Source organism: Pseudundibacterium arcticum, from assembly GCF_042646465.1.
GTDB classification, from domain to species: domain Bacteria; phylum Pseudomonadota; class Gammaproteobacteria; order Burkholderiales; family Burkholderiaceae_D; genus Undibacterium_A; species Undibacterium_A arcticum.
On the sequence record NZ_JBHRTP010000069.1, the window covers coordinates 1 to 24,004 of the forward strand.

Below are 24,004 nucleotides of genomic sequence, written 5' to 3' on the forward strand. Positions count from 1 at the left end.
ACCACCCATCGAAAAATATGATGTGCGAAGTGAGCAAATTCAGCTCACTCTCCTATGACGAACGTTGGGACACTACTGATGTCTCCTTAAATATTATTATTTATTTAATTGAAAAACATGCGTTGGCTAAGCTAAGGATCAAGCGGTCGGGCAATTCGACATCGGTGTGATCTATCATGATCCAATAAACTAACTAACTAACTTAGTTAGTTTGTACAATAAACCATTCATTTCGTTGTGTCAACGACGGCGATCGGATAAGGTTACGTGCGATTAACAAGGCCGCGGTATGGGACCAAGGGACGGTATGGATATTCACCACCGGCCCGCGTGCAACGAGCGGGTGACCGAACAATCATTTCAGCAAGAAAGAAGATGAAGGAGCCATGGGCCGACCTGCCAAAACACTCCTGAGCCGCGCCACTATTGCGCAGGCAGCACTGGATATCATCGACGAGGCTGGCGCTCCGGCGCTGACCATGCGTGCGCTGGCTGATCGATTTGGGGTGCGTGGGGCATCGCTGTACAACCACATTTCGTCCAAGGACGATCTGATCGATGCGGTCTCGGAACTGATCAACCGGGAGATCGACTTGAGTCCGCTGCTTAGTCCAGACTGGCAGCGCGGCGTCGCCGACTACGCGCGCGACTACCGAGCGGTCTACCGGCGCCATCCCAACATCATCGCGATCGTGGCCCGTGGACCCGTCGCGAGCACCGATGCGCTGGCGGGCTACGACGCCCTGTTGGCGGCCTTGCGCCGCGCCGGTTGCTCCGTTGCGGAGGCGGCAGCGACCGCCGCGGCGCTCGACTACCTGGTCCTGGGTTCTGCCTTGGAGACCTTCACCACCGGCTTCGATCGCTCTCCGGCCCACTACCGTCCGAACTACCCGGATCTCGCCGATGCCCTCGAGGCGAGCGTATCTTCGGCAGGCCCGGAATCGAGTACGCTTGACGACTGCGGATTCGAGCTGGGCTTGGAGATGCTCCTTGGTGGCTTGGCGCGCCGGATTGGTGCAGTGCCGCGCTGAGGAGATGCGCAGAAATCGCGGGCGAGGGCGCTACCCTGGCGATGAAAGCCGAGAACACTTGCCAGAAATGATAAAGATGCGCGGCCTGCTGACCTGCCGAGCACTCGGCTGAGCGGTCTTCGTACCCAGCATCTTGCGCTGCGCCAGGCTACCGATGCGCGCGGGTTTATGGATTTGGGCGTCGATATAATTGCGGTGTGCTTGAAAACAGCCAGTCTCGATAGGATGTTTTTCCTGCAAAATCCTGAAACATCGGATCGAAGTTTTCAATTTTAATCGGCTTGGCGTCCGACAAACTGTAGACGCCAACGATGCCGTTGCCGTCTACTGCTTCAAGTGTTCCCCATTCTGTACGACCGGTAATTGGATCTGCATACAGCTTACGCAAATGGCGCACCGGTCTTGGATAGCGTGGGTCTTTCAGCAAGTCTTGTAGTGAGCGCGGCGCTCCGGGTGGTCCAACCGGGCTCGCATTGGCATAGCTGATTAACGCTTGCCGAAACTCTTCACCAATGTCGAGTAACTCTTCCTCAGCGGCACGTCGCAGCAATACCGAACCCAGTCGCAGCGTGGCGGCGGAAGCGACACCGATGATTGCGATGAAAATGAGTAATCCTATATAGGTGAAGCCTTTGGTGTAGTGTTTCGCGCGGTCACAGTTCGCGGGTTCAAAGTTTGCGGGTTCAAAGTTCACGCCTTCAAAGCTCACGCCTTCAAAGCTCAGTATACGGCTTGCCATTTCTCGCCTTTCCTTCTGCACCGCTCCTAATATCGTAAATGCTTCCCTTGGCAGTCGGATCCGGCGCAACTATGATCCAGGTCGCTGCGCTGTCCGTTACGGGGTCAAGCGGCAGTGCCCGCAAATACTTTTTTTCTACCAGCTCATCAAGCGACTCGGGATAGCGTCCGGTATCGCCGTAGAACTTGTCTATCGTCTCGCGCGTGGTACGCAGATTCTCGGCCAGGATAATTTCCTTCGCGGTATCGATGCTCTGAAAATAACGCGGGACCGCCAGCGTCAGTAACAGAGAAACAATCGCCAATACCACCAGCAGCTCGATCAAGGTAAAGCCCGCTGTCGCGCTATCCGGCCGGCGTTGTATCCGGCGTATCCGCCGTGCTGGATGAAAGTCGGTCGGCGCGTTTAGGTGTCCCGTATTTACCATTTGCGGTACGGCACGCCGTTCAATCCAATCTTCGGTGAGCTGGAATAGACGTCATAGACATCGTCACCTTCCTGCGGATCGGATGCGTCGCTGGCATAACTACGCTTGCCCCAGGAAGCGGCTTCCGAATCGCTGACATCGGGATTCAATGGATCGCGTGGAATCCGTCGCAGGAAATAAATCTTATTGCGCTTTGGGTCGCGCTGGTCGGGCAAGCCTTCGACCAGGACCTCAAGGTTCTTCGGGTAGCCGGACCAGCCGCTTGGATTAGGGATGCGGCCTTCATCGCTGGCGCGCTTGTAAGCGTCTATGCCGCGTCGGATTTCCCTGAGAGCGCGCCGCAATTCCTGCTCCTGATTACGTTGAATCGCGATTTGCGCAACCGGAAGCGCGGTGCACGCCAGCACCCCCAGGATGGCAAGGGTCACCAGCAATTCAATCAAGGTAAAGCCGCGATGCACCACACTAATGCATGACGGTTTGATTGAATATTGCGTTTTTGGTGTCGATAGCGTCATAGCTGCAGTTTTAAGGATTGCCGACTCTTGTTTCCATACTGCCCGGAGCGGCAACACCATCCGCCGGCTCACCGGCGCCGGCGCTATTGGCGGCGGGCGTATTGGCCGCCGAGCGCGCACCCTTGAATCGTATGGCGCTAGCCGGGGGAGGCGTAGGTGACTGCTGCGGTGATGCAGCCGGTGTCACGGAAGTCGGCGCCTGCGATGCGGCAGGCGGTGTACCGAACGCGGCACTGGAAATCGTCTCCGGGCGGCTACGTAAGCTGCTGTCGGTCCCTGCTTTGAATTCCGCCATGGCGGCTTCCGGGCGCTGAATATTGCGGATAATGCGCGGAGTAATCGACAACACAATTTCCGTTTTTTGATTGTCGTCCGAGCTGCTGCCGAACAGCCGCCCGATGACCGGAATCTCGCCGATGAAGGGGAGTTTGTTGGCGCCACGCCTGTCTTCGTCGTTGATCAATCCGGCCAAGACCTGATTTTCGCCGTCTCTCAAGCGCAACACGGTACTCGCGGTGCGGGTGCCGATTTGATAGGCGATGGAACCGGATTTGGTTTGCAATTGACTGACGATGTTGCTGACTTCGAGCGATATCTTGATTGCGACATCATTGTCGAGATAGACCGACGGTTCGACGTCGAGTTTCAAACCGACGTCGACGTAATTGATTGATTCCGATACGAAGCCGGTCGCGGTGGCGGTGGTGGTAATGTTGGGCACTCTTTCACCGATCAGGATTTTTGCTTTCTCATGATTGCGTGCGCGTATCCGTGGATTGGCGAGGATATTGGCGTCGCTATCCTGCTTGCGCGCATGCACCGTAACCGGGGAGAGGCTTGCCGCTATTGTTCCGCTGTTCAGGTTGAAACGCAGGTCGCGCAGCGTGAGCGTGCCACCGGTTGTCGTCGAACTGCCAGTGGTAGAGGAAGGCGCAGTGAGTGCACTGGCAACCATAGCGGGAAGCGGGCTCAGGCTCAATGTGTCGGGCCACTCGATGCCAAGCTCCAGCAGCCGCGTACGTTTGACTTCAAGAATTTCGACTTCCAGCATCACCTCCGGTTCCGGCACGTCGTGCAGCGCAACCAGCTTTTCTGCCAGCCGGATCGCATCCGGGCTGTCGCGCACAATCACCATGTTGAGCTTTTCATCGACCACCACGTCACGCGACTTGACGATCGTTTTCAGGCTGGCGGCGACCGCCTTGGCATCTGCATTGGCCAGGAAAAAGCTTTTGACGACCAGCTCCTGATAGTCCTTTAATTTCGCGGCCGTATTGGGATAAATAAGAATGGTGTTGCCATCAAGTACCTGCTGTTCCAGTTGGTTGGTCATCAGCGCATAGTGCACGGCCGATGCGATGGTGCTGTCCTTTAAAAAGATCGAGGTCTTTTGATCGGTGTTCACCTCTTTATCGAACAAGAAATTCAAGCCCGAGGTACGGGAGACTACTTCGAATAACTGTTTCAACGCCACGTCTTTGAATTCAATCGTGATATGTTTTTTGTAGGCCGCGTCCAGAGCGGATTCGGCTGGTGCTTTTCTCGTTTTTTCCAAGATGCTGCGTTTCAGCGCCAGGGCATTGGCATGGCCAGGATTTTCGGCCAGAATGCTGCGCAGTGTTAACTGTGCGCCGTCGGCATCCTTTTTCTCCCAGGCGAGGGCCGCTTCCGTAAACAATTTGGCATGACGCTGATCCGCATCCAGCGCATGCAGCCCGGTCCGGGCGCGCTCGCCGGCCGGGTCGATCGCGAGCGCCCGTTGATAAAATTTTTCTGCCTCCGCCCATTTGCCGGCAGCAAGCAGGCGGTCGCCCTGTTCCACATAAGTCGCCACGGCCCGCTCCCGCGTCTGCAGATAAGCCGCTTTGTACTCGGCATCGCGTGGCTCTTGCTGCATCGCTTCTTGAAATTTAGCCAAGCCTTCTTCGACCTTGCCGCGCGTCACCAAGGCTTTGCCGTCACGGTATGCTGCTTGTGCCGCACAGCCTGCTAGTGCAATACCCGCCAGAATGCCGATCAAGGTCGTCAGCGAGGCTTGTGCCAGCCTACGACGCCAACGCTGCAGCGGAGAGAATATGCGGGTGGAACGACTGGGCATCAATTGGCCTCTCCGATGGTAAGCATTTGTACCTGATTCAATGGTAAGAAGGTGAGGAAAAGCGTGGGCGGTGTGATCGCATCGACGCGGTAGCTACCGTCGACCACGCTGCCTGCCGACACGATAAATGTTTGCTCGCCGCGCGCGATATAGACTTCCCATTTGCCGTCTTCGATCTTTTTGCCGAGATAGCTGAAGGGCAGTGCAGGTGCGCTCGGCGCTAAGGGTTTAAGTAACTGGGACTGGCGCTGCGGTGGCGGCATCCAGCTTTGATCGCCGAATAAGGCATGGGCTTGATCGACGTGGCGCGCGCCGCCTATCAGGCTATCGCGTGCTTGCAGCGCCAAGATCACAGGAGCGGCCCCGGTTGCGCCGGGGCGGGGATTGTTACTGCTGCCGATATCAGTGCCGGCGACCGCGTGGGCAGCAGTTGCTGCAGCCGCTGCAGCCGCGGCGGCTGCTCGACGCGTCACCGGTTCTGCAATGTCGCCGGCCGGCGTTTTATCGCCGAAAAATGCCAGCCATGCGGCTATCAGTACCGCAGCGGCTAAAAGAAGATGGCGTCGGGTCATCACTCATCCCCGGCGGCAATGGCCGCCATGCGGCGCGGCAGCGCAGGATTGTCGGTGCTTAAATACAAGGTGAAGCGCAATTTCGCTTCGAGTGTGTGGCTGGAAATTGCGTCGCGTTTGAAACTGACTTCATCCAGCGCCGCAAATGGAATCGCCAACAGGGTTTTCTCGCAAAACTGGCGGATCGCGTCATACGATCCTCGTACCGGCAATGCAATTTGATAGGTGTGATATTGGCCATTCTTGTCGAAAGCGGACTTGTATTCCGCCTGGTTAAGCGACAATTGCGTCTTGCCAGCGATCGCAAACAGTGTCCGGACTTGTTGCTCGGCGTAACGCTGATCGCCGAGCTTATCGTAGAAGTCCGCCAGACGTTCTTCTGCCAATGGCCGCGGCGCAGGAGCAGGCGCGGGGTCGGCCGATCGCAATGCTTGCCGTACCTGATCCAGAGTTCGCTGCTGAATCGCTGTTTGTGCGCGCAAATACGGTAGTCCCCACAGCCATGCAGCAACGCCGATGCCACCAACGATGCACGCGACGCAATTCGTCCAGCCAAATCGAACCAGTGCCAGTCGCGCCTGCAGCACAAGCAAACTCAAATTGGGTGCATTCATGGTGTCGTACCTACCCATTGCGCTTCAAACTGAAACCGCAGCGGTTTGTTTGCATCTTGTTCGTTGATTTCGTGTTTAGTCAGGAGCACGCCGGCGAAAAAATCCTGCTTTTTCAACTGCTCGATATAGGCAATCATCGCATCGCTGGTTTTTGCCTCGGCCCATCCCTTTACCAGCTGTTTCTTTGCATCCGGTTCCAGCGCCAGCAAGGCGATCGTGGCTGGCGTTGCACTCTCTATCGATTCGAATACATCGCGCCAGGGCAAGTTAAGCTGTGCGATCGCGCCGTTGACTGCAAGCGCCTGCGCCACCGATGTTGCCAATTGCGTCGCCAATTGCGTCGCTGCCGGTTGGCGCAGCGCACGCGCTGCCAGCGCCGTTTGTGTCTGTCGCAGCTCGCTTTTAAGCGCGCTGCGTTGCTGCATCAGTTCGCTTGCGATCATCGCGGCGCCGACACACAACAGCAGCCCGGCCGTGCCAATTAGCCAGGCCCAAAGGCCGGTGCGGGCAATCGAGCGCCGGATCGACGCGGGTGCAAAATCGATACCAATGACACTGGGAGCAGCGCGGCGAATCGGCTTCATGTTCTGATCCCGGTTCGCGTTAACGCGACGCCGGCGGAGTGCGCCGGATGGGGCGCAACAGTGTGCAAATCCAAGCGTTCACAAGGTGGCGAGCTGGCAGTGTGTGCGCTCCAGTGGGCCGCTAGAACCCCGCATAGTTGAATCCGGCTTGGTTGCGCTAAATTCAAGCGCAAGGCTTCGCGCTTGACGTGCGCTGGCAGCCAGTGTTCATCTTGCCTATGCTCGCTTGCCAGGGCTGTGGTGCGCACCGCGCGTAAGCCTTGCCGGTCGATTGCCGCCACGGTCAAACTGTCGGCGTGCGCAACACCGAACCAGGCATCCGGTTTGATCACGGAACGCCACTGGTTCCAGGCGGCGACGAATTGCGGTAACACCGCAATCAGCTTGAGCTGGTGTTTGTCGGCGGCCTGTTGCAGGACTGACAGCAGCGAATGCGGAAGTGCGCAACTTAAAAATGGCTTTTGCAAAGCCCAGTCGGCCTCCATTTGCCAGTCGACGGCGGGTTCGCCGTACAAGGATTGAAAACGCATTGCCGCCGCGCTACGGCAATCTTGCAGGCGCTTCACGTTGCGCGGTGGTGTGACCATGAAGTAGCGCACCAAATCGTCGGCCAAGATGACCGTGACAGCTTGATCGCGGCATTTGCCGTCGGTCAGCATCGCGTCGAGGTGCGCTGCGATCTGGTCAGATGAGGCGGTTTCTTCCGTCGTTAGCTGCAGATCGGACACGACCGAGTCGCGCCGACGCAGCCAGCCACTGCTCTGCAACAGCGTCAGGCTGGTACGTGAGACGCCGATGCGCAGGGTTTTCCCGAAGCCAACGCCATTACGCATGAAGGGTCACCCGTTTAATTTCGCCCAAGGTAGTGTCGCCTTGCTTGACCAGTGCCAGTGCGGCTTCCCGCAGGCTGCGCGTGCCGTTCAGGCGGGCCGCTTCCTTGATGTGACGAATCGGGCGCTTCTCGATGATCAGTTCGCGGATTTCATCGTTCAAGGTCAAAATCTCTGCGATGGCTTTGCGTCCCTTGTAACCGGTGCCGCGGCAGTCGCCGCAGCCTTTGCCTTGCTTGAATTGGTAATCGGCGACATCGGCCCGCGTCAAATTGACGCGGGTCAATTCGTGATCGTCAGGCCGGCAAGATGTCGCGCAGTGCGGGCAAGTCAGACGGATCAGACGTTGAGCCCAGATGCCGTTCAAGGCCGATACGAATGCGTAGGGATCGATGCCCATATGGGTGAAGCGACCGAATACGTCGAATACATTATTGGCGTGCACTGTGGTCAGCACCAAGTGCCCGGTCAACGCTGACTGTACCGCCATCTCCGCTGTTTCCTTGTCGCGGATTTCGCCCACCATGATCTTGTCGGGGTCATGCCGCAGAATAGAGCGCAAGCCTTTGGCGAAAGTCAGGCCCTTTTTTTCATTGACCGGAATTTGCAGTATGCCGGGCAATTGGTATTCAACCGGGTCTTCAATTGTGATGATTTTGTCGCGGCCATTATGGATTTCGGTCAGCGCGGCATACAGCGTGGTGGTCTTGCCGGAACCGGTCGGGCCGGTCACCAGAAGCATGCCGTATGGTTCTTCCGCCAGCATGCGTAGTGTCGATAGCGAGGGCGCATCGAAGCCGAGCGCCTCCAGCGTGAGTGCGCCATAGGCTTCGATCATTGCGCGTTTGTCGAGGACCCGGATCACCGCATCTTCGCCGTGTATGCTGGGCATGATCGATACCCGCAGATCGATTTCCCGGCCAGCGGCTTCTACCCGGAAGCTACCGTCTTGTGGAACCCGCCGTTCAGCGATGTCGAGTTCAGCCAAAACCTTGAGCCGCGATATCACCTGTTCCGCTTCTTCTATGCCGTTCAGTGAGGCCGCGTGGTCCAGTACGCCATCCACCCGATATTTAACTGCTAAGCCGCCGCCAGTGCTTTCCAAGTGTATGTCCGATGCGCCCGCTTTCAACGCATCGTATAAGGTTGAATTGACTAGCTTGACTGGTGGGCTTGCGGCTTCGCTAACCGAAGAAAAAGATAGCACCGTCGCGGTTTTTCCCTCTCTTTTTGCGTTGCCCGCGGTCGCCACCAGATTGTCTACTGCGCGTACCGATTCTTCCTGCTTGCTTAAGTAAGCGTGAATGTCGGCTTGCAGCGCCAGCCGATAGCTAACAGGCTGCTTTGCTTGGGTATCGAGCCAGGTTTGCAAATCGATATCAAACGGGTCGGCGATCACGCCGATCAATTGACCATCGGCTGCGGCGAGTAATACGCAGTGCGTTTGCATCGCTTTAGACAAGGGCAATATGTCGAATGCGGGTGTCAGGCTCATCATGGCCGCAGTTTCTGCTACCGGCAACGCAAATAAATCAGCGACTGCCTGCACCACTTGACGCGGGTCGATGCTGGTCAGCGCTTCCAATTCTGTCATCACCGAGCGTTTCGATTGCTGCGCTAGCGCGCACGCTTGTTGCAGCATGCCGGCATCAAGCGTAGGAGGCAGGGTGAATTGCACGACCGCATTCATGACAGGCTCCCGGCCAAATCGAAGATCGGCATATACAGCAATACCACGATGGTACCGACCACCAACCCGATTGCCGCCATCAGCAAAGGCTCGAACGTGCGGGTGAAACGGTCGATCCAGCGGCTGAGTTCGCCGTCATAGAACGCCGCCGACTGTGTCAGCATTTTTCCCAATTCGCCGGAGCGTTCGCCGACGCGCAACATGCGCAGCGAGATCGGTGTGGTCAATCCGTTGCATTCAAACGCGCTTGACAATGGCGCGCCGGATTGAATTGATGCGCTGGCTGCCTGCAAGCCGGTCTTGATGCCCGAAGACACGATACCGATCGCAGTTTCCATGGCCGCGACAATTGGAATGCCACCTTCCAGCAACATGCCCAGGGTCAGGTACAGACGTGACAGTTCATAAATGCGGGTGCGTTCGCCGACCCCGGGGATTTTTGCCAGCAGCGTGACCACGCCGCCATGCGCGAAAAAATGACGCAGCGTGACCGCTAGCAAGGATAGGCCGATGCCGATGGCAGACAATAAAAGCGTGGTATGTGCCGCTGCAAATTGCCCCCAATTTAACAGCAGTTGCGACAGCCATGGCATCTCGCGTCCGGCGCCTCGATAGACCTCGGAAAAACGCGGCACCACATAAGCGATCAGGAATAGGCTGACGCCGCCGCCGACGATCAACAAGATCAATGGATAGATCGCGGCACTGATGATTTTGCTGCGCACGCTGTCGATGCGCTGTTGGTAGTCGATAAAGCGCGTCAGCGACTGGGGTAAATCGCTGGTGCCTTCGGCTGCCCTGACGATTCCTACATACAGCGGGGGAAACAGATCGGCCTGTTCCGCCAATACGCTGGAGAAGCGTTTGCCGTCGCGCAGCCCGCTCAACAGGCGTGTCAGTACGGTGCAGAGTGCGGCACTGCCTTCTTTTTCCAGCAGCGCTTCCAGGCATTCGACGATGCTTAGCCCCGCATTCAGCAATGCCAGCAGCTCCTGGCTGAATAGCACCAGCGACAAGCGAGCTGCGCCACCCGTTTTCGCACCGAATGTGCCGAACAACGGCCGTCGGGTAGGCGTAACGGCGGCCGCAAATAGTCCACGCGCTTCGATCTGGCTACGTGCGTCGGCTTCATCGTAGGCATCGATGGTCAGGTGCATCATCAGATGATCGGCGCTCAGGGCACGAATTTCGTACTGCATGAATCGATTTCCTATCGGCGCAGGGTCAGGGTACTTAATGATTAAGACGCTGTTGCAAAATGTTGCAACAGCGGCTAATTCGTAATATCGGTGTTTTCGGCGGTCCCGCCGGGTTGACCGTCCTTGCCATAGGAGAGCAGGTCGAAGTCGGACTTGCTGCCGGGCGACTTATAGATGTACGGATTGCCCCACGGATCTTGCGGAATGTCTTTCTTTAAATAGGGGCCATTCCATTTCTGTGCAGCGGCGGGCTTGACGAGTAGTCCGCTCAAACCTTCTTCAGTGCTGGGGTAACGACCGACGTCGAGGCGGTAGGTATCGAGTGCTTTTCCAAACGCTTCTATTTGAGCTTTGGCGACCGTCACTTCCGATTTACCCAATTGGGCAAAATATTTCGGGCCCACATAGGCGGCGAGCAGCCCGATGATGACGATCACGACCAGCAGTTCCAGCAGCGTAAAGCCGTTCATCAGACCAGTGCGAGCCGACGCTGCTGTTGCAGAAAAATTGTGGCGGTGGGAAGAAGTAGCGCGCATTGTCGTACCGTCCTTTTGTCAAAATTGGTGTTGCGGGCAATATATGGATTGGATTGGATTGCACCTGCTCGTGTGCATAGTTACTTTACGTTGGTCGCATGGTGACGGGTTTCGATTCGACCCAACAGGGCCATTTCAATTTTTTTCATAGGACCGCTTTGTTGCGGCTAGCGCGATATTCGGCATCATTCCTACTCAGGGGTGCAGGCTTATTCCACAGTTCATGTTCGATGTGCCGCGCCAACACCTCAAATGCGGGGGCAATCTGCGATTCATGTACGCAGGCATAGCCCAGCAGCAGGCCCTGCGCGGACCGTGTGGCATCGTGGTAATACAGTGATAAAGGGCGAACGGCGACGCCGGCGTGAGTCGCTTTGGCGGCAAGTTCCTGGTCATTGCAATAGTCGGGCAATTGCAGCACAAGGTGCAATCCGGCATCGCTACCGATGGTTTGGACGACTGACGGGTCGAATCGTTTATTGATTAATTGTTGAAGTAATCCTAAACGCCGCGCATAGGTGGTCCTCATGCGCCGGATATGGGAGGTAAAGAACCCTTCAGTGATGAACTCTGCCAAGGTCGCTTGCGTTTGTATGGTACCGGCGCGGTGTAACTCGTTCACGCCAGTCACGAACGAGCGAACCAACGCCCGGGGTAATACCAGGTAACCGACGCGCAAGCCGGGATAAAGCGTTTTGCTAAACGTGCCCAGGTAAATCACGCGCTCTGCGCTATCCAGACCTTGCAATGGCGCGAGCGGTCGACCATTGTAGCGAAACTCGCTATCGTAATCGTCTTCGATAATCCAGCAGTCATTGCGTGATGCATACTCCAGCAACAGCCGGCGCCGTGCCAGGCTCATTACCATCCCGAGCGGATATTGGTGCGATGGCGTCAAGAAAATAAAGCGCGGCACGGCGGCGAAATCGGCTGGGCCAGGGCACATCCCTTCCGCATCAACCGGCACTGGGCGGATATTCAACCCTGAGGCGCGCAGCAGATTGCGCGTGCCCCAGTAGCAGGGATCCTCAACCCAGGCCAGATCGCCCGGATCGCTTAACAAGCGCATACACAAGTCGATTGACTGGTGTATGCCGGTGGTGATCACCACTTGTTCGGGGCTGCAATCGATGCAGCGGGCCACTTTCAAATAATCCGCCAACGCCACGCGCAAGGGCAGATATCCGCCCCCTTGCGCATACGTCAGTGAATCAGGCGATGGCCTGCGCCACACTTTTTTTTGTATCCGGCTCCAGGTCTGATGAGGAAATTGAACGACATCAGGAACGCCGGGGACAAAGGGCCCCCATTGCTGCGCGGCTGCACCGGCATGTGCGACCAACTCCTGCCCGCGTCGCGACAGGATAGGCGCAACCTGAGCGCCAAGAGGTGCGTGCGACATCGGCGTCTGATTCAGCGCACCTTCTTGCGGTGCGGTATCGGTGACGAAGGTCCCGCTTCCGGAGCGCCCTTCGATATAACCCTCGGCGCGCAATTGGTCATACGCATACAACACCGTATTGCGGCAAGTCGCCAACTCCCTGGCCAGATCGCGACTCGACGGCAGCCTGGCATCCACCTGCAAGACCCGATCGAGAATCGCTTTTCGCAGCAATCGATACAGTTGCTGATTGCTGGGCCCGGGCGACTGCTTGTCGAAATGTTGCAGCAAATAGTCGGAAAGGATCGGGGTTTTCATGTGACACCATTCATGCCTGGCTCCTGACTAGTTCATTACGAGCGGTCAGCGCTCAACAGAGTTGGCTCGCCGGCACATCAAGCAGTGCTTGCGCTGCGCAGATCAACTGCCGGTGCGATCGCAATGATTTTTCGGCATCCGGGTCGACCAGATACTGCAGGATCAGGCCGTCCATCCCTGCGACTACGAACCGTGCGAGATCAGCCAGATCAATTGCTCCCGGCGGGCTGATGTCGGCAAGCGCGTGGCGGAACAGGTCTTCGTAAAGCTTGCGGTAGCCGTCGTACTGAAATTTCGCGATTGATTGCGTTTCGACGTTGCGCAAGGTGTATAGCAGCAGTTCATACTGGAGCAGCTGGATATCTCGTGTCCTCGCCATGACTTGCCAGGAATTGCAAATCACCATCTCGATGCATTTTCTGATATCCGGTTGTTGCCCTAAATTGGCGCTCAATTCGCGACTGATTTGAGAAACGATCAGTTGCACCGCGGCGGTTAACAGCGCGTTCTTATCCGCGAAGTAATAGTGCAGGGTGGCGGTGTTGACACCAGCTTTCGCTGCAATCTTTTTCATGGTCACCGCGCTTAACCCGGACTCCAGCAAGGCGCTCACCGTACCTTGAATAATCAGACCTTTGATGTGCGCGCGTTTTTCTAATTTGGGACATGTGGTCATTGCCGTTCCAATGCTGCTGTCTGTGTCTGCTTGATTTAGTTCCTAAAGGTAAGCTGCATAATAAGTCGGTCGAATGACTTAATCAAATGATTTGTTAATTATTTTGATTCGCCCATGAATCCGCGTGCCTGGCTTTTAGCGTGTGCGAACTGCGGGGCGCATGATGTAATTCACGAAAAGCAGCGCGTTGCTCGGATGCGTGGCATCGCTTGGAAACGCCAGCGTGTCGAAAACAGCATCGCACCGGTCGCGGGAATCAGCGTTTCGATCTGGTTGCCGTTGTTGGCGTCGATCGTGCTGACGTGCGATGTTGCTGTCGCCAGAGCAGCCGAGCGCCATGCAAAGGAACTCACGCGCCATATCATGGATATAACCGACCGAGCCGGACAGGGTGACGCAAGGCCGAATTTTCTGCAGCAAATTGCCGGCCGCCTGATAGTCAACGCTATTTTTGGAGTACGGATTTTTACCCAAATACAGCAAGGCCGGGATTTTCCATCGTTGGCCAAAACAATTGAAAACCGCGCTGTGACGGCTGCAACGGACTACGGAAACTGCGACGGGGCTGCGGCTGTGAGCTGGTGAGCGTAGCGGGCGAGGGATCGATTGTATCGAGGCAGGTAGTGCGCGAGGGCGGTGAGGCTGATGGAGACGGCTTCCCGTTCGCGCCCCAGATCGACCAGCGCGAGTGCCAGGAAGGCCCGCACGGCGCTGTCCAGGTCGTCGCTGGTGGTGTGGAGTTCAGCGCTCAACAGGGTGACCGCGTCCGCGGCGTTGCCGAGGTTGCGCAGCGAGCTGGCCATCTGAATCGTGGCCCGCCGGCGACGCTGGCCGGTCAAGCCGGCATCGAGTGCGGCCCGGTATAGCGCGACCGCCCGATCCGGGTGACCGGTGGAGTCTTGCGCTGCGCCACGTTCAAACAGCCCGATCGCGCTTCCGGGCGGCAGCTCGGCGACCAAGTCATCGATGTGGGCGACGAAGTCGTCCGCGTCGTAGTCGTCTATCGCGATCCACAGGTCGGTGATCCGCGTCTCCCAGGCTGCAAGCGTCATGCTGTTCATAAATTTGTCCTTGCTTGATCGTTAGACATGAGCGGTAGCCGCGGCTTGGCGCGGAGAGTTTGACAAAGTGATTGTTCTTGAGTCGGTCGACACGCCGGCAAGCGTTACTGATGCAATGACTCCTGCGCCCGCCGCACGTTCTTGCGTCGGCCGGCGTGACTGATCCAGCGCTGTTGCTGGGTCTGCTCTGCTTCGGCGATCCGCCCCTGCATCCGCAGCGCCGCCACCAGCACTTTCCAGCCTAGGTCGTACAGCGGAAAGGCGCGCGTGAGGCTGCTGGCCAGTGTTTCGGCCTCTTCATAGCGGGCTCCTTGATAGTGTGCCAGCAGCAGATGGATCTGGATGCGGCTTGGCACATGGGCGCAGCCGAGCGCCATTTTCCAGGGCCATCGCGGCCGCCTGGCGATGTAGCAAGGATTAGGCATCTTGGCGAGCCTGATACTGGCGGGGATCGGTCGCGCTGGCTGGATTTCTTGTGCTTCTTGCGTTAGTGCTGCCGGTGTTGCAAGTGTGGCCGGCGTGGCTGGCGCAGGACGCGGTTTTCCGGCCTGGATCAGGGCGTCGATATAACTGAGCCAGGGTTGCCCCTGTGCCGAGGATGACTGAGATTGCACGAGGGCGCGGTACAGAATTTCAGCCTCCCGCCATTGGCCGGCCCGACAGTGCGCAATCGTTTGTTGAAACGCTTGCTGCAGCGACATCGACGGTTTTTGTTGTGGAAATACAGAGTTGAACATTACAAGTAAAGACGATCAGGGAAGCGCCATTATCCTAGATAACCGGTGTTGACCGCCGATTAGCTTCGATGACGCAGCGACTTATTGGTATAGCAATGCCACCGGCAATATGTCCAGCAGCTTGCACACCGGCAACTTGCCGTCGACGCTAACCAGCTTCCGCAGCGTAAACAGATCAGTCCACTCGACGCCAGGATCACTGGACAATAGGATCGCCGTGTCCCGCCACACATCCGGGCTAACCAATGGTAACTCGGTAGCGCCTAACAGCGTTGCCGGCAAGCGCGTAGTCACAGTCAGGGCGACGCTCCCCTGAAAGCGGCGCAGAAAAGCGACGATGTGCTGCGACCTTGGCCCGACAACCGACAGCGGCTCATATGCGCCCTGGGAAAATAATTCTTCAGCACGCCTTCTGAGCCCCAAGGTCTGCTGAATAATTTGCAGTTTCGGCAGCCCGGTTTGCCAATTACTCAAGCTTGCTGCGGCCGCACCTGCGGCATTCAGCAGTTGCTGGCGCAGTGCGTAATCGACTGCGCCCCGATTGTCTGGATCGACCAGGCTGAAATCCCACAATTCCGTACCTTGATACAAATCCGGTACGCCAGGCGTAGTCATTCTGAGCAAGGTCTGGCTCAAACTATTGATCGATCCCGCAGGCGTAATGCGACGCACCCAGCGCGCCAGTTCAGTCAAAAACCGCTGGTCGCCCAGTATCCGGTACAGAAACTTTTCACAATCGGCTTCGTATTGCTGGTTCGGATCGAACCAATTCGAAATTCGCTTGGCTTCGCGCAAGGCCTTGGTTTGCCAGCGTCCGATACGGGCGGCGAAGCGGCGGATGCCGGCGGCATCGCCAGCCGCCAGATCGATCGGCCAGGCAGCGGCCAGCATTTGATACAGCATCAGTTCGTCCGCCGCCTGCGGCGCGCGCTGGGATGCGGATTGGTTCAGCTGGCGCCAGTGCTGCACGGTGTCGGCCCAGTCATCCGGCAGTTCGCTCAATACCGCAAGCCGTGCGCGCAAATCTTCGCCGCGTTTGTGGTCATGGGTGGCGGTCGCCAGTAAATTGTGCGGAAAATCCCTGAGCCGGTCGCTGCAATTGTCATGAAATTCCTGCACGCCGATGCAGAAGCGGCCAGGATTGGCGCCAACCTCATTGCGCGACAACAAGCGTCCATACCGATAGAAAGCCGTATCCTCGACCGACTTCGCAGTCAGAGCCGGCGTGATTTGCTGAAAGCGCTGAATTGCCCTGCTGCGCAGCGCGTGCACTGTCTGGCTTGATGCGCTTGCTTCAGTGCCAAGCCAGCCGATCATGGTCGCCAATAGCGGATGGTCGGAAGGCGCCAGCGTTTGCTGCGCAAGATACATCACCTGTGCGAAGCGCTGGCGGTCCAATTGATCGCAGCCGCCAGCGTCGACGTAGGTGCGATATACCGGAAAGTGCACCAGTATTTCAGTCAGCACGCGCAGGATCGACAGCAAAGAAAAGTCGCTGTTATCGACGTCAGTGCGCGCAAGACGGTGCAGCAACCGTCCCAAGGAATGGCATTCGCTCGCCAGATTTTGCGCCAGCAACTGACGCCGCGCCTGTCGCACTTCGCTCTCGAAACCGGCATCGGCACCTGTCCATTCCGCCCATAAAGCAGTCAAGCGCCGGGCGCCGTCGGGGTCATGCAATAAGGCCCCGGCCTGATCCATGAATTCATAGCCGGTCGTGCCATCCACACCCCAATCCCGGCGCAGGCGTTCGTCATCGGTCAGTATCTTTTCCACCACGATGTAAGGCGCTGGCGGCGCCAGCAAGGCCGGCCGCCCCGATGCCAGCTGTTGCAAACGCTGCCGCAACAAGCGGCAGTAGCCGGCGGGATCGGCCAGACCATCGACGTGATCGATCCGTACCCCATCGATCAAGCCTTGCGCGTATAAGCGGAAAACCAGCGCATGGCTGGCTTCAAATACTTCCGGCTGTTCAACCCGGAGGCCCGCCAGGTCGCTGACCTCGAAGAAGCGCCGCCAGTTGATTTCTTCAGCCGCATTGCGCCAGCATGTCAGCCGATAGTGCTGCCGTTGCAGCAACAGGTGCAGCTGTTCCAGCGCATGCGGTTGCGCGGCCGAAAAACTCATCAGCGCCGCATCGATATCGGCCATGCCAGGCTTGCTGCGACTGACTTCCAGCAACATTGCCAATGCGGTGCCGGCCTGCTGCTGGCGTTCGCTTGGCGAAGTCAAATGCTCAATCTGCTCAAAGGCAGCAATCGTTGCATCCAGCCGTTGCGCTCCGGCGGTGCGTAAAATGTCGGGATAATCGGTCGCCGACAATGGCAGCCGATGCGCATGATAGGCGGCAAAAATCCGGCCATCGGTTTCGTCAAAACGTAATCCAATCTCGCCGGCAGGTAGTACTTTTCCGTAGCGCTCGGCAAGAAACGGCATCAACACCTTGCCCCGCAGTGCAGGATCGTCGGATTCCCAGTCGATATCGAACCAGTCGGCATACGGACTGGCGCGCCCCCACTCCAGCAGGTGCTGCCACCAGCGATTGGCGCTGCCGCCGACGCCCATGTGGTTGGGCACGAGGTCCAGGATCAGCCCCATCCTGGCAGCTCGCAAGCGCGTCACCAACCGTCTTAACGCCGGTTCACCGCCCAACTCCGGATTGATGGCGGTCGGATCGACGATGTCGTAACCGTGGGTCGAGCCGGGCCGCGCCGTCTGCAATGGCGACGCGTAGAAATGACTGATGCCGAGTGCGGCGTAATAGTCGACCAGGCGCGCCGCATCGTCCAGCGTGAAGTCCCGGTTGAATTGCAGCCGCACGGTAGCGCGTGGAATAGTCATGCCCGATCCTTGTCCGAAGTCAGCACTGCCGGTGCCGTTGCCGATGCCGATGCCGATGCCGCGGCCGCGCGCGCCTGTTTCAAGCGCGCCAGGCGCGCCAGCACCGCCGGCTCATGCAGCAGTTGTTCGACGTTCAGTGGCAGGCGTCGCCGCCAGTTCGGATGGCTGCCGATGTTGCCGGGCAGATTGGGCTGCTCGGGCAGGCCGAGCATATCTTCCATCGGTATCAATACCAGCGGCGCCGGGGTCGATCCGACAAAAGCCAGCGCGGCATCGACCGGCGCCGCCGTGGCGCTTGGCGGCGGCATGGCGCCGCTGGCACAAGTGCTCTTGGTCAACGCTTGCCACAATGCGTCCCGCTCCTGCGCGCGCGCAGCGCGCTCGTCGGCGTCGCTGCGGCCGGCTTCCAGCAGGCCAAGCCCGGCCCGCCAGTCGATGTCGTTTTCCGACCACCAGCCGGCAACTGTCGGCAGGTCGTGAGTGGTGGTGGTGGCTATCGCCGCGGCAGACCACGCTTTGGGCGCAAGGAATTGCAATTGATCGCGCTGAAACCACAGCACGCAAATGCCCAGCAGATTGGCTTGCGCCAGCCGCTCGTCAAATCCGGCCGGCACCGTCCCCAGATTCTCGCCAATCACAATCGCGCGATAGCGCCATGACTCCAGTGCGATCAGGCGCAGCATGTCTACCATCGGATAGCGCAAATACGCGCCCTCTGCTGCGCTGGCCCCTTCCGGCACCAGCCACAGTCGCTCCAGACCGAGCACATGGTCGATCCGCACCCCGCCGGCGTGCGCAAAGCAGGCACGCAGCATTTCGATGTATGCATGAAAACCGCTGGCGTGCAACGCCAGCGGCGAATACGCGCCGAGTCCCCAGTTCTGACCGACCGTATTGAGAAAATCCGGCGGCGCACCGACCGCCAGCGCATCGATGATTTCGCCTTGCCTGCTCCAGGCCTGACTGCCGCCGCGGTCGGCGCCGATGGCAAGATCGGTGATCAGCCCGATCGGCATGCCCGCAGCGCGCGCCGCACGTTGCGCGCTGATTAATCCCCTTGCGGCATGCCATTGCAGAAACAGGTGAAAACCGATCTGTTCTGGGTACCGCTGTGCAAATGCGGTCACCGCCGGGCTGCGCGGATCGCGATATTCAAGCGGCCAATGACGCCAATCGCCAGTCGATTCCGGCGCGCCGCAATTGGCTTGCCGCGGCAACCATTCCTGCAAGGCTTCATAGCGGGCGTGATCTTGCAAGGCGCTGCCGCCCTGCCGGCAAAAGGTCTCGAATTCATGGCTGACTCCGGATTCCAGCAAGCGGGTATATGCCTGGCGCAGCAAGCTCAGTCGCGCTCCGGCCGCGGCCGGCCAGTCGATCAATGGCATGTGTTCCAAACGCTGCAACTCGGTGGTCGCTGCGTTGCCGTCGGTCAGCGCATGGTCGCCCAGCGCGCTTGCCGGATCGATATGCAGCGCATTTAAAAACAGCCGGCTGGACGGGCTGTAGGGGCTGTAACGGCTCGGATCGGCGCTGAACATCGCGTGGATCGGACTGATGGCAAGCGCTGCCGCACCATGTTGCGCGGCGTCGCAGGCCAGTTTCGCCAGCGTCGTAAAGTCGCCCAGGCCGCCATCGCCCTGACGGCGCAGGCCGTATAGCTGAACCGCCAATCCCCACAGATGGGCCGTCACATCCGCCTCCCTGGTGGCGTCGGTATTGCCTGTGAGCGCATCCGCTATGCCGAAGCAGCGTGCCGGCGCCACCGCCAGCAGCACCGACTGCCGGCCGACTAACAGTCGGTGATAGCCGCAGACATCGATAGGCTGCAGTGCCAGCGGCAAGCCGCTATCGGCGGCAAGACGTCCTTTGCTGCTGGCGCCGGATTCAAACTCGATGCGATAGTACCGTCCGTGCAATCCGGCTTGCTGCGGCAAACGAATCGGCTGACCGGCCTGCGCAGTCAGCATTGGCGGCAAATTGCCGGCAGTCTGTTCCGCCGCCAGCCGCGCCTTGCTATCGCGGCATTGGGCAGCGCTGTCGCACGGTAGCCCAAGCGCCGCCAAAATCGCGGCTAATGCCGGCGGCGACACCTGACGCGGCAAGCCGTACGCATCGGACCAGATGGTGGCGATGCCGGCAGCTTCCGCCAGTTGCAGAATGTCTTCCTGCGTATTTGCCCGCTCATTTGCTGGATTCATGGTGCAGCTTCCAGCAGCGCGAGCGTGGAGAATGCGGCCAGTTCGCCATGCACCAACGCATCCGCAGCGCCGGGGCTGGCAAACAAAACGTCAACCCCGGCTGGCGGCATGAACGTATCCAGTGCGACCGCTTGCGCCCCCAGATTGATCGCGATCGCCAGCACCGTATCGTCGCCCATGCGCCAGCGCGCAACGACCGCCGCGGGGCCGATGACCTGTGCATGCAGCGCGCGCGCGTGTTGCAGCCGCGGGATGATGTGCGCGTGGCGAATCGCCAGCAGTTCGACTAGCGGTTCGGAGAAATACGCGGAACCAGCAGCCGCCGCCATGGATGCTGCCGGCATCGATTGCGTGAAGCTGGACTCAGCGTTTGGATCGGGGATCAGCGCCAGCTGTGCGGCGTCCGCAAATTCAGGCCGGCCGGAAAACTGCCGCTGCCTGCCACTGCGTACCGCCTCTGCCAGCGCGGCGTCGGTATGGCTGGTGAAATACAAGAATGGCTGGCGCGAATCGACTTCCTCGCCCATGAACAGCAACGGGATTTGCGGACAGAGCAGCAATAACGCTTGCGCTGCGCGCAACGCCCGCGGATCGGTCAGGATGGTGAGACGTTCGCCGAACGCCCGATTGCCGATTTGATCGTGATTTTGCAAGAACAGCACGAAAGCGGTCGGCGCCAGACCGACACTCGATTCGCCCCGCGGCTGCCCTTGTCGATAGGCCGAAGCTTCGCCCTGATAGATGAAGCCTTGCTCCAGGCAGCGCGCCAGCTTGGGCGCCGGCAGCTCGGCGTAGTCAGCGTAATAACCGTTGCGCTCGCCGCTCAGCAGCACGTGCAGCACATGGTGGCCGTCGTCGTTCCACTGCGCATCGAAAGCGCCCGCCAGCAGATGGGCGGCATTGGCGTCATGTTCCAGCACCAGATGGATCTGCCGCTGCGGTTCGCTGGCCGCAATAACGGCGCGCACCCGGTGCGCCAGTTCGGGCAGCCAGTCCTGTTCGCCGATGGCATCCGCCGCATCCAGCCGCAAGCCGTCGAACCGATATTCGACTAGCCAGTACAGCGCGTTCTCGATAAAGAAGTCGCGCACCTCGCGCACCCGGAAATCGATGGCGCGCCCCCATGGCGTGCTCCGGTCATCGCGGAAAAACGGCGCGGCATAGCTGCCGAGATAATTGCCGTCCGGGCCGAAATGGTTGTACACCACATCCAGCAACACCATCAGGCCAAGTCCGTGCGCGCAATCGATCAGCGCCTTCAGCTGCTCCGGCGTGCCATATGCAGCGTCGGGAGCAAACGGCAGTACGCCGTCGTAGCCCCAGTTGCGCGGCCCGGGAAAATCGGCTACCGGCATCAGCTCAATCGCCGTGATACCGAGCCGCGCCAGTGTCGGCAGCTGCCGGGCCACGGCCGCAAAGCCGCCAAGTACGCCAACGTGCAATTCATACAAAACCGTTTCGTGCCATGGCCGCCCCTGCCATGCCGCATGCAGCCATTGGTAGGCATGCGGATCAACCACCAGGCTGGCGCCGTGGATGTCGCCCTGCTGGGCCCGCGCAGCAGGGTCCGGCACCAGCATTTCGCCATCGCTGTGCGACAGCAAGCGATAGCGATAGGCATTGCCGACTGCGCAGGCCAGCTCCGCTTCGAACCAGCCGCGGTGTTCGGCATCCGGCGTCATCGGCACCGGATGCCGGCCCTCAAGCTGGACCGCAACGGCGCTCGCAGTCGGCGCCCATAAGCGGAACCGGGTGCGGTCGGGGCTGATCCAGGTCGCGCCGAACGGCAGCGGATAGGCATAGTGCGCGGTCACTTGCGCTCTCCCAGCCGGCGGCTGCCAAACAGCATGACGCTATGCGCCTGGGTCGTGACGGTAGCGGCGGTCAGGGTCTCGCCGGGTGCATCCGGCCTGGCGCTATCGAGCAGCAGATGCCAGCCAACTGCCGGCGTGTCGTCAACAGTCGCATCGTCAGCGCGCTGCGGAAAATTGAAATCGATCGGATCGGGACCGGCGTTGACGATCATCAGCACCACCTCCGTCACGCCATCCGGATTCAGCGCGGCGCGTTGTACCGCAAACGCCCGCGTTTCCGGGTTTTGCCATTCCTCGGCGGATAGCGCCTGGCCGCTTTCGTCGAACCAGGCGATGTCGGCAATGCCCAATCCCAGCGTGTGCTCGCCATGCAAAAACCGTACGGACTGGAGCGCCTCGAAATCCCGGCGCAGCGCGCTCAATTTGCTGACGTATTGGATCAGCGCGCTGCCGTCGGGCCCTGCGGCCTGATCCCAGTCAAGCCAGGAGATCCGGTTGTCCTGGCAATACGCATTGCTGTTGCCCTGCTGCGTGCGGCCGAATTCGTCGCCCGCCAGCAGCATCGGCGTGCCTTGCGCAAACATCAGCGTGGCCAGCATGGCGCGCGCGACCCGTTCGCGCAGCTCGCAGATCTGCGGATCGTCGCTTGCACCCTCCACGCCCCAATTTGCACTGAAATGTTCAGCCTGGCCGTCATTGGCGTCCGCACGGTTCGCTTCATTGTGCGGTTCGGCATAGCTGACCACATCGCGCAAGGTAAAACCGTCGTGCGAGGCCAGGAAATTGATCGATGCCCACGGGCGGCGATGGCGGTGATCGAACAGGTCGCCAGAGCCGCTTAAGCGCGCGGCGAAATCACCGCGCTGGCCGGCATCGCCGCGCCAGAAGCGCCGCACGCCGTCGCGGAACTTGTCATTCCATTCTGAAAACCCGGGTGGAAGATTCCCCAGCTGGTAGCCGCCGGGACCGAGATCCCACGGTTCGGAAATCAATTTCAGGCGCGACAGCAGCGGGTCCTGCAGGATCGCGTCGAAAAATCCGGAGCCGGGATCGAAGCCGGTCCCCTCGCGCCCGAGGGTGACGCCAAGATCGAAGCGGAAGCCATCGATATGGAAGGCTTCGGCCCAGTAGCGCAGCGAATCCATGACCATCTGCAACACCCGTGGATGCGAAATATTGAGCGTGTTGCCGCAGCCGGTATCGTCGATGTGAAAGCGTTCCTGGCCCGGCATCAGGCGAAAATAACTGGCGTTGTCCAGCCCGCGCAATGCTATCGTCGGCCCGCGTTCGTTGCCGCAACCGGTGTGGTTGTACACCACATCCAGAATCACTTCGATCCCGGCCGCATGCAGGCGCCGGATCGCCATCCGCATTTCATTCAAGGAGCCTTTCGACAAATACGACGGTTCAGGCGCAAAAAATGCGAGCGTGCTGTAGCCCCAGTAATTGCGCAGGCCGCGCTCGATCAAAAACCGGTCCTGTAAAAAGGCGTGCACCGGCAACAGTTCCAGCGTGGTCACGCCCAGCTTCAGCAGATGATCGATAAAGCGCGGGTCGGCGAGCGCGGCAAAGGTACCGCGCTCAGGGACTTTCAGATCGTCACGCAGCATCGAAATGCCGCGTACATGCGCCTCATAGATCAAGGTGCGCGACCAGGGCACGGCCGGCAAGCGATCGTTGCCCCAGTTGAAGCCGGGGTCGGTCACGATGCACTTCGGCACCGTCGGCGCGCTATCCCGCTTATCGAAGCTCAGATCCGCGCGCGCCGCATTGATCCGGTAGCCAAACAGCGCATCGGTCAAGCGCACGGTGCCTGACAATTGCCTGACGTACGGGTCGAGCAGCAGTTTGTTGGGATTAAAGCGTTGTCCGTGCGGCGGATCGTAAGGGCCGTGGGCCCGATAGCCATACAGCAGGCCGGGGCCGGCATTCGGCAGGTAGCCGTGCCAGATCTCGTCGGTACATTCCGGCAGCGTCAATCGTTCCAGTTCAATCCGCCCTGATGGGTCGAACAGGCACAGCTGAATTTTTTCCGCATTGGCGGAAAACACGGCGAAGTTAACTCCCAGGCCGTCGAAATTTGCCCCCAGTGGGTAGGGCAAGCCTGGCAATAGCTGATCGACATGGTTGGCAGCCATGA

General features: G+C 59.2%; 21 protein-coding genes. 2 read left to right on the forward strand and 19 right to left on the reverse strand.

Annotation, left to right across the window (positions count from 1 at the left end; translation table 11 throughout):
* Positions 1–386 precede the first annotated feature (386 nt).
* Complete coding sequence (locus ACFOFO_RS19400) at positions 387–1,031, forward strand: TetR/AcrR family transcriptional regulator (protein ID WP_390327563.1); 645 nt, start codon at positions 387–389, stop codon at positions 1,029–1,031.
* A gap of 166 nt (positions 1,032–1,197) precedes the next feature.
* Here ACFOFO_RS19400 and ACFOFO_RS19405 read toward each other — a convergent pair whose 3' ends face one another.
* From ACFOFO_RS19405 to ACFOFO_RS19465, 13 genes are all read right to left on the reverse strand, one after another.
* Entirely contained in the window at positions 1,198–1,770 is a 573-nt protein-coding gene (locus ACFOFO_RS19405; protein ID WP_390327561.1) for a type II secretion system protein, read from the reverse strand.
* The gene (locus ACFOFO_RS19410) at positions 1,745–2,134 is read right to left on the reverse strand and encodes a type II secretion system protein (RefSeq protein ID WP_390328295.1); all 390 of its coding nucleotides are present in this window, start codon (positions 2,132–2,134) and stop codon (positions 1,745–1,747) included. The genes ACFOFO_RS19405 and ACFOFO_RS19410 overlap by 26 nt, the downstream gene beginning before the upstream one ends.
* A 56-nt stretch (positions 2,135–2,190) precedes the next feature.
* A complete protein-coding gene (locus tag ACFOFO_RS19415; protein WP_390327559.1) occupies positions 2,191–2,715 on the reverse strand; it encodes a type II secretion system protein in 525 nt (174 codons plus the stop codon).
* 10 nt (positions 2,716–2,725) lie between these two features.
* Entirely contained in the window at positions 2,726–4,813 is a 2,088-nt protein-coding gene (locus ACFOFO_RS19420) for a secretin N-terminal domain-containing protein (protein WP_390327557.1), read from the reverse strand.
* Positions 4,813–5,385 carry a hypothetical protein gene (locus ACFOFO_RS19425; protein ID WP_390327556.1) on the reverse strand — a complete coding sequence of 191 codons (573 nt, stop codon included), beginning with the start codon at positions 5,383–5,385 and terminating at the stop codon, positions 4,813–4,815. Before ACFOFO_RS19425 ends, ACFOFO_RS19420 begins: the two co-directional genes overlap by 1 nt.
* Positions 5,385–5,999 carry a hypothetical protein gene (locus tag ACFOFO_RS19430; protein ID WP_390327555.1) on the reverse strand — a complete coding sequence of 205 codons (615 nt, stop codon included), beginning with the start codon at positions 5,997–5,999 and terminating at the stop codon, positions 5,385–5,387. Before ACFOFO_RS19430 ends, ACFOFO_RS19425 begins: the two co-directional genes overlap by 1 nt.
* Positions 5,996–6,583, reverse strand: a complete 588-nt coding sequence (locus ACFOFO_RS19435; protein ID WP_390332469.1) for a hypothetical protein — start codon at positions 6,581–6,583, stop codon at positions 5,996–5,998. The genes ACFOFO_RS19430 and ACFOFO_RS19435 overlap by 4 nt, the downstream gene beginning before the upstream one ends.
* Positions 6,580–7,416 (reverse strand): hypothetical protein, encoded by an 837-nt coding sequence (locus ACFOFO_RS19440; protein ID WP_390327553.1) that lies wholly within the window; start codon positions 7,414–7,416, stop codon positions 6,580–6,582. The genes ACFOFO_RS19435 and ACFOFO_RS19440 overlap by 4 nt, the downstream gene beginning before the upstream one ends.
* On the reverse strand, positions 7,409–9,103 hold the full coding sequence (locus ACFOFO_RS19445; RefSeq protein ID WP_390332471.1) for a GspE/PulE family protein: 1,695 nt from the start codon (positions 9,101–9,103) through the stop codon (positions 7,409–7,411). The genes ACFOFO_RS19440 and ACFOFO_RS19445 overlap by 8 nt, the downstream gene beginning before the upstream one ends.
* Positions 9,100–10,302 (reverse strand): type II secretion system F family protein, encoded by a 1,203-nt coding sequence (locus ACFOFO_RS19450; protein WP_390332473.1) that lies wholly within the window; start codon positions 10,300–10,302, stop codon positions 9,100–9,102. Before ACFOFO_RS19450 ends, ACFOFO_RS19445 begins: the two co-directional genes overlap by 4 nt.
* Positions 10,303–10,376: 74 nt before the next feature.
* On the reverse strand, positions 10,377–10,772 hold the full coding sequence (gspG, locus tag ACFOFO_RS19455; RefSeq protein ID WP_390327551.1) for a type II secretion system major pseudopilin GspG: 396 nt from the start codon (positions 10,770–10,772) through the stop codon (positions 10,377–10,379).
* Positions 10,773–10,983: 211 nt separating this feature from the next.
* Positions 10,984–12,537 (reverse strand): MocR-like pyridoxine biosynthesis transcription factor PdxR, encoded by a 1,554-nt coding sequence (gene pdxR, locus ACFOFO_RS19460; RefSeq protein WP_390332477.1) that lies wholly within the window; start codon positions 12,535–12,537, stop codon positions 10,984–10,986.
* A gap of 52 nt (positions 12,538–12,589) precedes the next feature.
* On the reverse strand, positions 12,590–13,213 hold the full coding sequence (locus ACFOFO_RS19465; RefSeq protein WP_390327550.1) for a TetR/AcrR family transcriptional regulator: 624 nt from the start codon (positions 13,211–13,213) through the stop codon (positions 12,590–12,592).
* Positions 13,214–13,327: 114 nt separating this feature from the next.
* Here ACFOFO_RS19465 and ACFOFO_RS19470 point away from each other — a divergent pair, with 114 nt between their 5' ends.
* Positions 13,328–13,798: a hypothetical protein gene (locus tag ACFOFO_RS19470; protein WP_390332478.1), complete on the forward strand. Its 471-nt coding sequence runs from the start codon at positions 13,328–13,330 to the stop codon at positions 13,796–13,798.
* Here the strand turns inward: ACFOFO_RS19470 and ACFOFO_RS19475 are convergent.
* The 6 genes from ACFOFO_RS19475 to glgX form a co-directional block, all read right to left on the reverse strand.
* Positions 13,759–14,274 (reverse strand): tetratricopeptide repeat protein, encoded by a 516-nt coding sequence (locus tag ACFOFO_RS19475; protein WP_390327548.1) that lies wholly within the window; start codon positions 14,272–14,274, stop codon positions 13,759–13,761. The genes ACFOFO_RS19470 and ACFOFO_RS19475 overlap by 40 nt on opposite strands.
* A gap of 104 nt (positions 14,275–14,378) precedes the next feature.
* Positions 14,379–14,975: a hypothetical protein gene (locus tag ACFOFO_RS19480; RefSeq protein WP_390327547.1), complete on the reverse strand. Its 597-nt coding sequence runs from the start codon at positions 14,973–14,975 to the stop codon at positions 14,379–14,381.
* A gap of 117 nt (positions 14,976–15,092) precedes the next feature.
* Positions 15,093–17,852, reverse strand: coding sequence for a malto-oligosyltrehalose synthase (gene treY, locus ACFOFO_RS19485; protein WP_390332481.1), 2,760 nt, complete (start codon positions 17,850–17,852; stop codon positions 15,093–15,095).
* The gene (malQ, locus tag ACFOFO_RS19490) at positions 17,849–20,050 is read right to left on the reverse strand and encodes a 4-alpha-glucanotransferase (protein WP_390327543.1); all 2,202 of its coding nucleotides are present in this window, start codon (positions 20,048–20,050) and stop codon (positions 17,849–17,851) included. The genes treY and malQ overlap by 4 nt, the downstream gene beginning before the upstream one ends.
* Positions 20,047–21,864: a malto-oligosyltrehalose trehalohydrolase gene (gene treZ / locus ACFOFO_RS19495; protein WP_390327541.1), complete on the reverse strand. Its 1,818-nt coding sequence runs from the start codon at positions 21,862–21,864 to the stop codon at positions 20,047–20,049. Before treZ ends, malQ begins: the two co-directional genes overlap by 4 nt.
* Positions 21,861–24,002: a glycogen debranching protein GlgX gene (gene glgX, locus ACFOFO_RS19500; protein ID WP_390332483.1), complete on the reverse strand. Its 2,142-nt coding sequence runs from the start codon at positions 24,000–24,002 to the stop codon at positions 21,861–21,863. Before glgX ends, treZ begins: the two co-directional genes overlap by 4 nt.
* Positions 24,003–24,004 lie beyond the last annotated feature (2 nt).

Bases quoted from the DNA above. Each gene is read 5' to 3' on its own strand.
- ACFOFO_RS19400 (WP_390327563.1), top strand. From the start codon at position 387: ATGGGCCGACCTGCCAAAACACTCCTGAGCCGCGCCACTATTGCGCAG.
- ACFOFO_RS19405 (WP_390327561.1), bottom strand. From the start codon at position 1,770: ATGGCAAGCCGTATACTGAGCTTTGAAGGCGTGAGCTTTGAAGGCGTG.
- ACFOFO_RS19415 (WP_390327559.1), bottom strand. From the start codon at position 2,715: ATGACGCTATCGACACCAAAAACGCAATATTCAATCAAACCGTCATGC.
- ACFOFO_RS19420 (WP_390327557.1), bottom strand. From the start codon at position 4,813: ATGCCCAGTCGTTCCACCCGCATATTCTCTCCGCTGCAGCGTTGGCGT.
- ACFOFO_RS19425 (WP_390327556.1), bottom strand. From the start codon at position 5,385: ATGACCCGACGCCATCTTCTTTTAGCCGCTGCGGTACTGATAGCCGCA.
- ACFOFO_RS19430 (WP_390327555.1), bottom strand. From the start codon at position 5,999: ATGAATGCACCCAATTTGAGTTTGCTTGTGCTGCAGGCGCGACTGGCA.
- ACFOFO_RS19435 (WP_390332469.1), bottom strand. From the start codon at position 6,583: ATGAAGCCGATTCGCCGCGCTGCTCCCAGTGTCATTGGTATCGATTTT.
- ACFOFO_RS19440 (WP_390327553.1), bottom strand. From the start codon at position 7,416: ATGCGTAATGGCGTTGGCTTCGGGAAAACCCTGCGCATCGGCGTCTCA.
- ACFOFO_RS19445 (WP_390332471.1), bottom strand. From the start codon at position 9,103: ATGAATGCGGTCGTGCAATTCACCCTGCCTCCTACGCTTGATGCCGGC.
- ACFOFO_RS19450 (WP_390332473.1), bottom strand. From the start codon at position 10,302: ATGCAGTACGAAATTCGTGCCCTGAGCGCCGATCATCTGATGATGCAC.
- gspG (WP_390327551.1), bottom strand. From the start codon at position 10,772: ATGAACGGCTTTACGCTGCTGGAACTGCTGGTCGTGATCGTCATCATC.
- pdxR (WP_390332477.1), bottom strand. From the start codon at position 12,537: ATGAAAACCCCGATCCTTTCCGACTATTTGCTGCAACATTTCGACAAG.
- ACFOFO_RS19465 (WP_390327550.1), bottom strand. From the start codon at position 13,213: ATGACCACATGTCCCAAATTAGAAAAACGCGCGCACATCAAAGGTCTG.
- ACFOFO_RS19470 (WP_390332478.1), top strand. From the start codon at position 13,328: ATGAATCCGCGTGCCTGGCTTTTAGCGTGTGCGAACTGCGGGGCGCAT.
- ACFOFO_RS19475 (WP_390327548.1), bottom strand. From the start codon at position 14,274: ATGAACAGCATGACGCTTGCAGCCTGGGAGACGCGGATCACCGACCTG.
- ACFOFO_RS19480 (WP_390327547.1), bottom strand. From the start codon at position 14,975: ATGTCGCTGCAGCAAGCGTTTCAACAAACGATTGCGCACTGTCGGGCC.
- treY (WP_390332481.1), bottom strand. From the start codon at position 17,852: ATGACTATTCCACGCGCTACCGTGCGGCTGCAATTCAACCGGGACTTC.
- malQ (WP_390327543.1), bottom strand. From the start codon at position 20,050: ATGAATCCAGCAAATGAGCGGGCAAATACGCAGGAAGACATTCTGCAA.
- glgX (WP_390332483.1), bottom strand. From the start codon at position 24,002: ATGGCTGCCAACCATGTCGATCAGCTATTGCCAGGCTTGCCCTACCCA.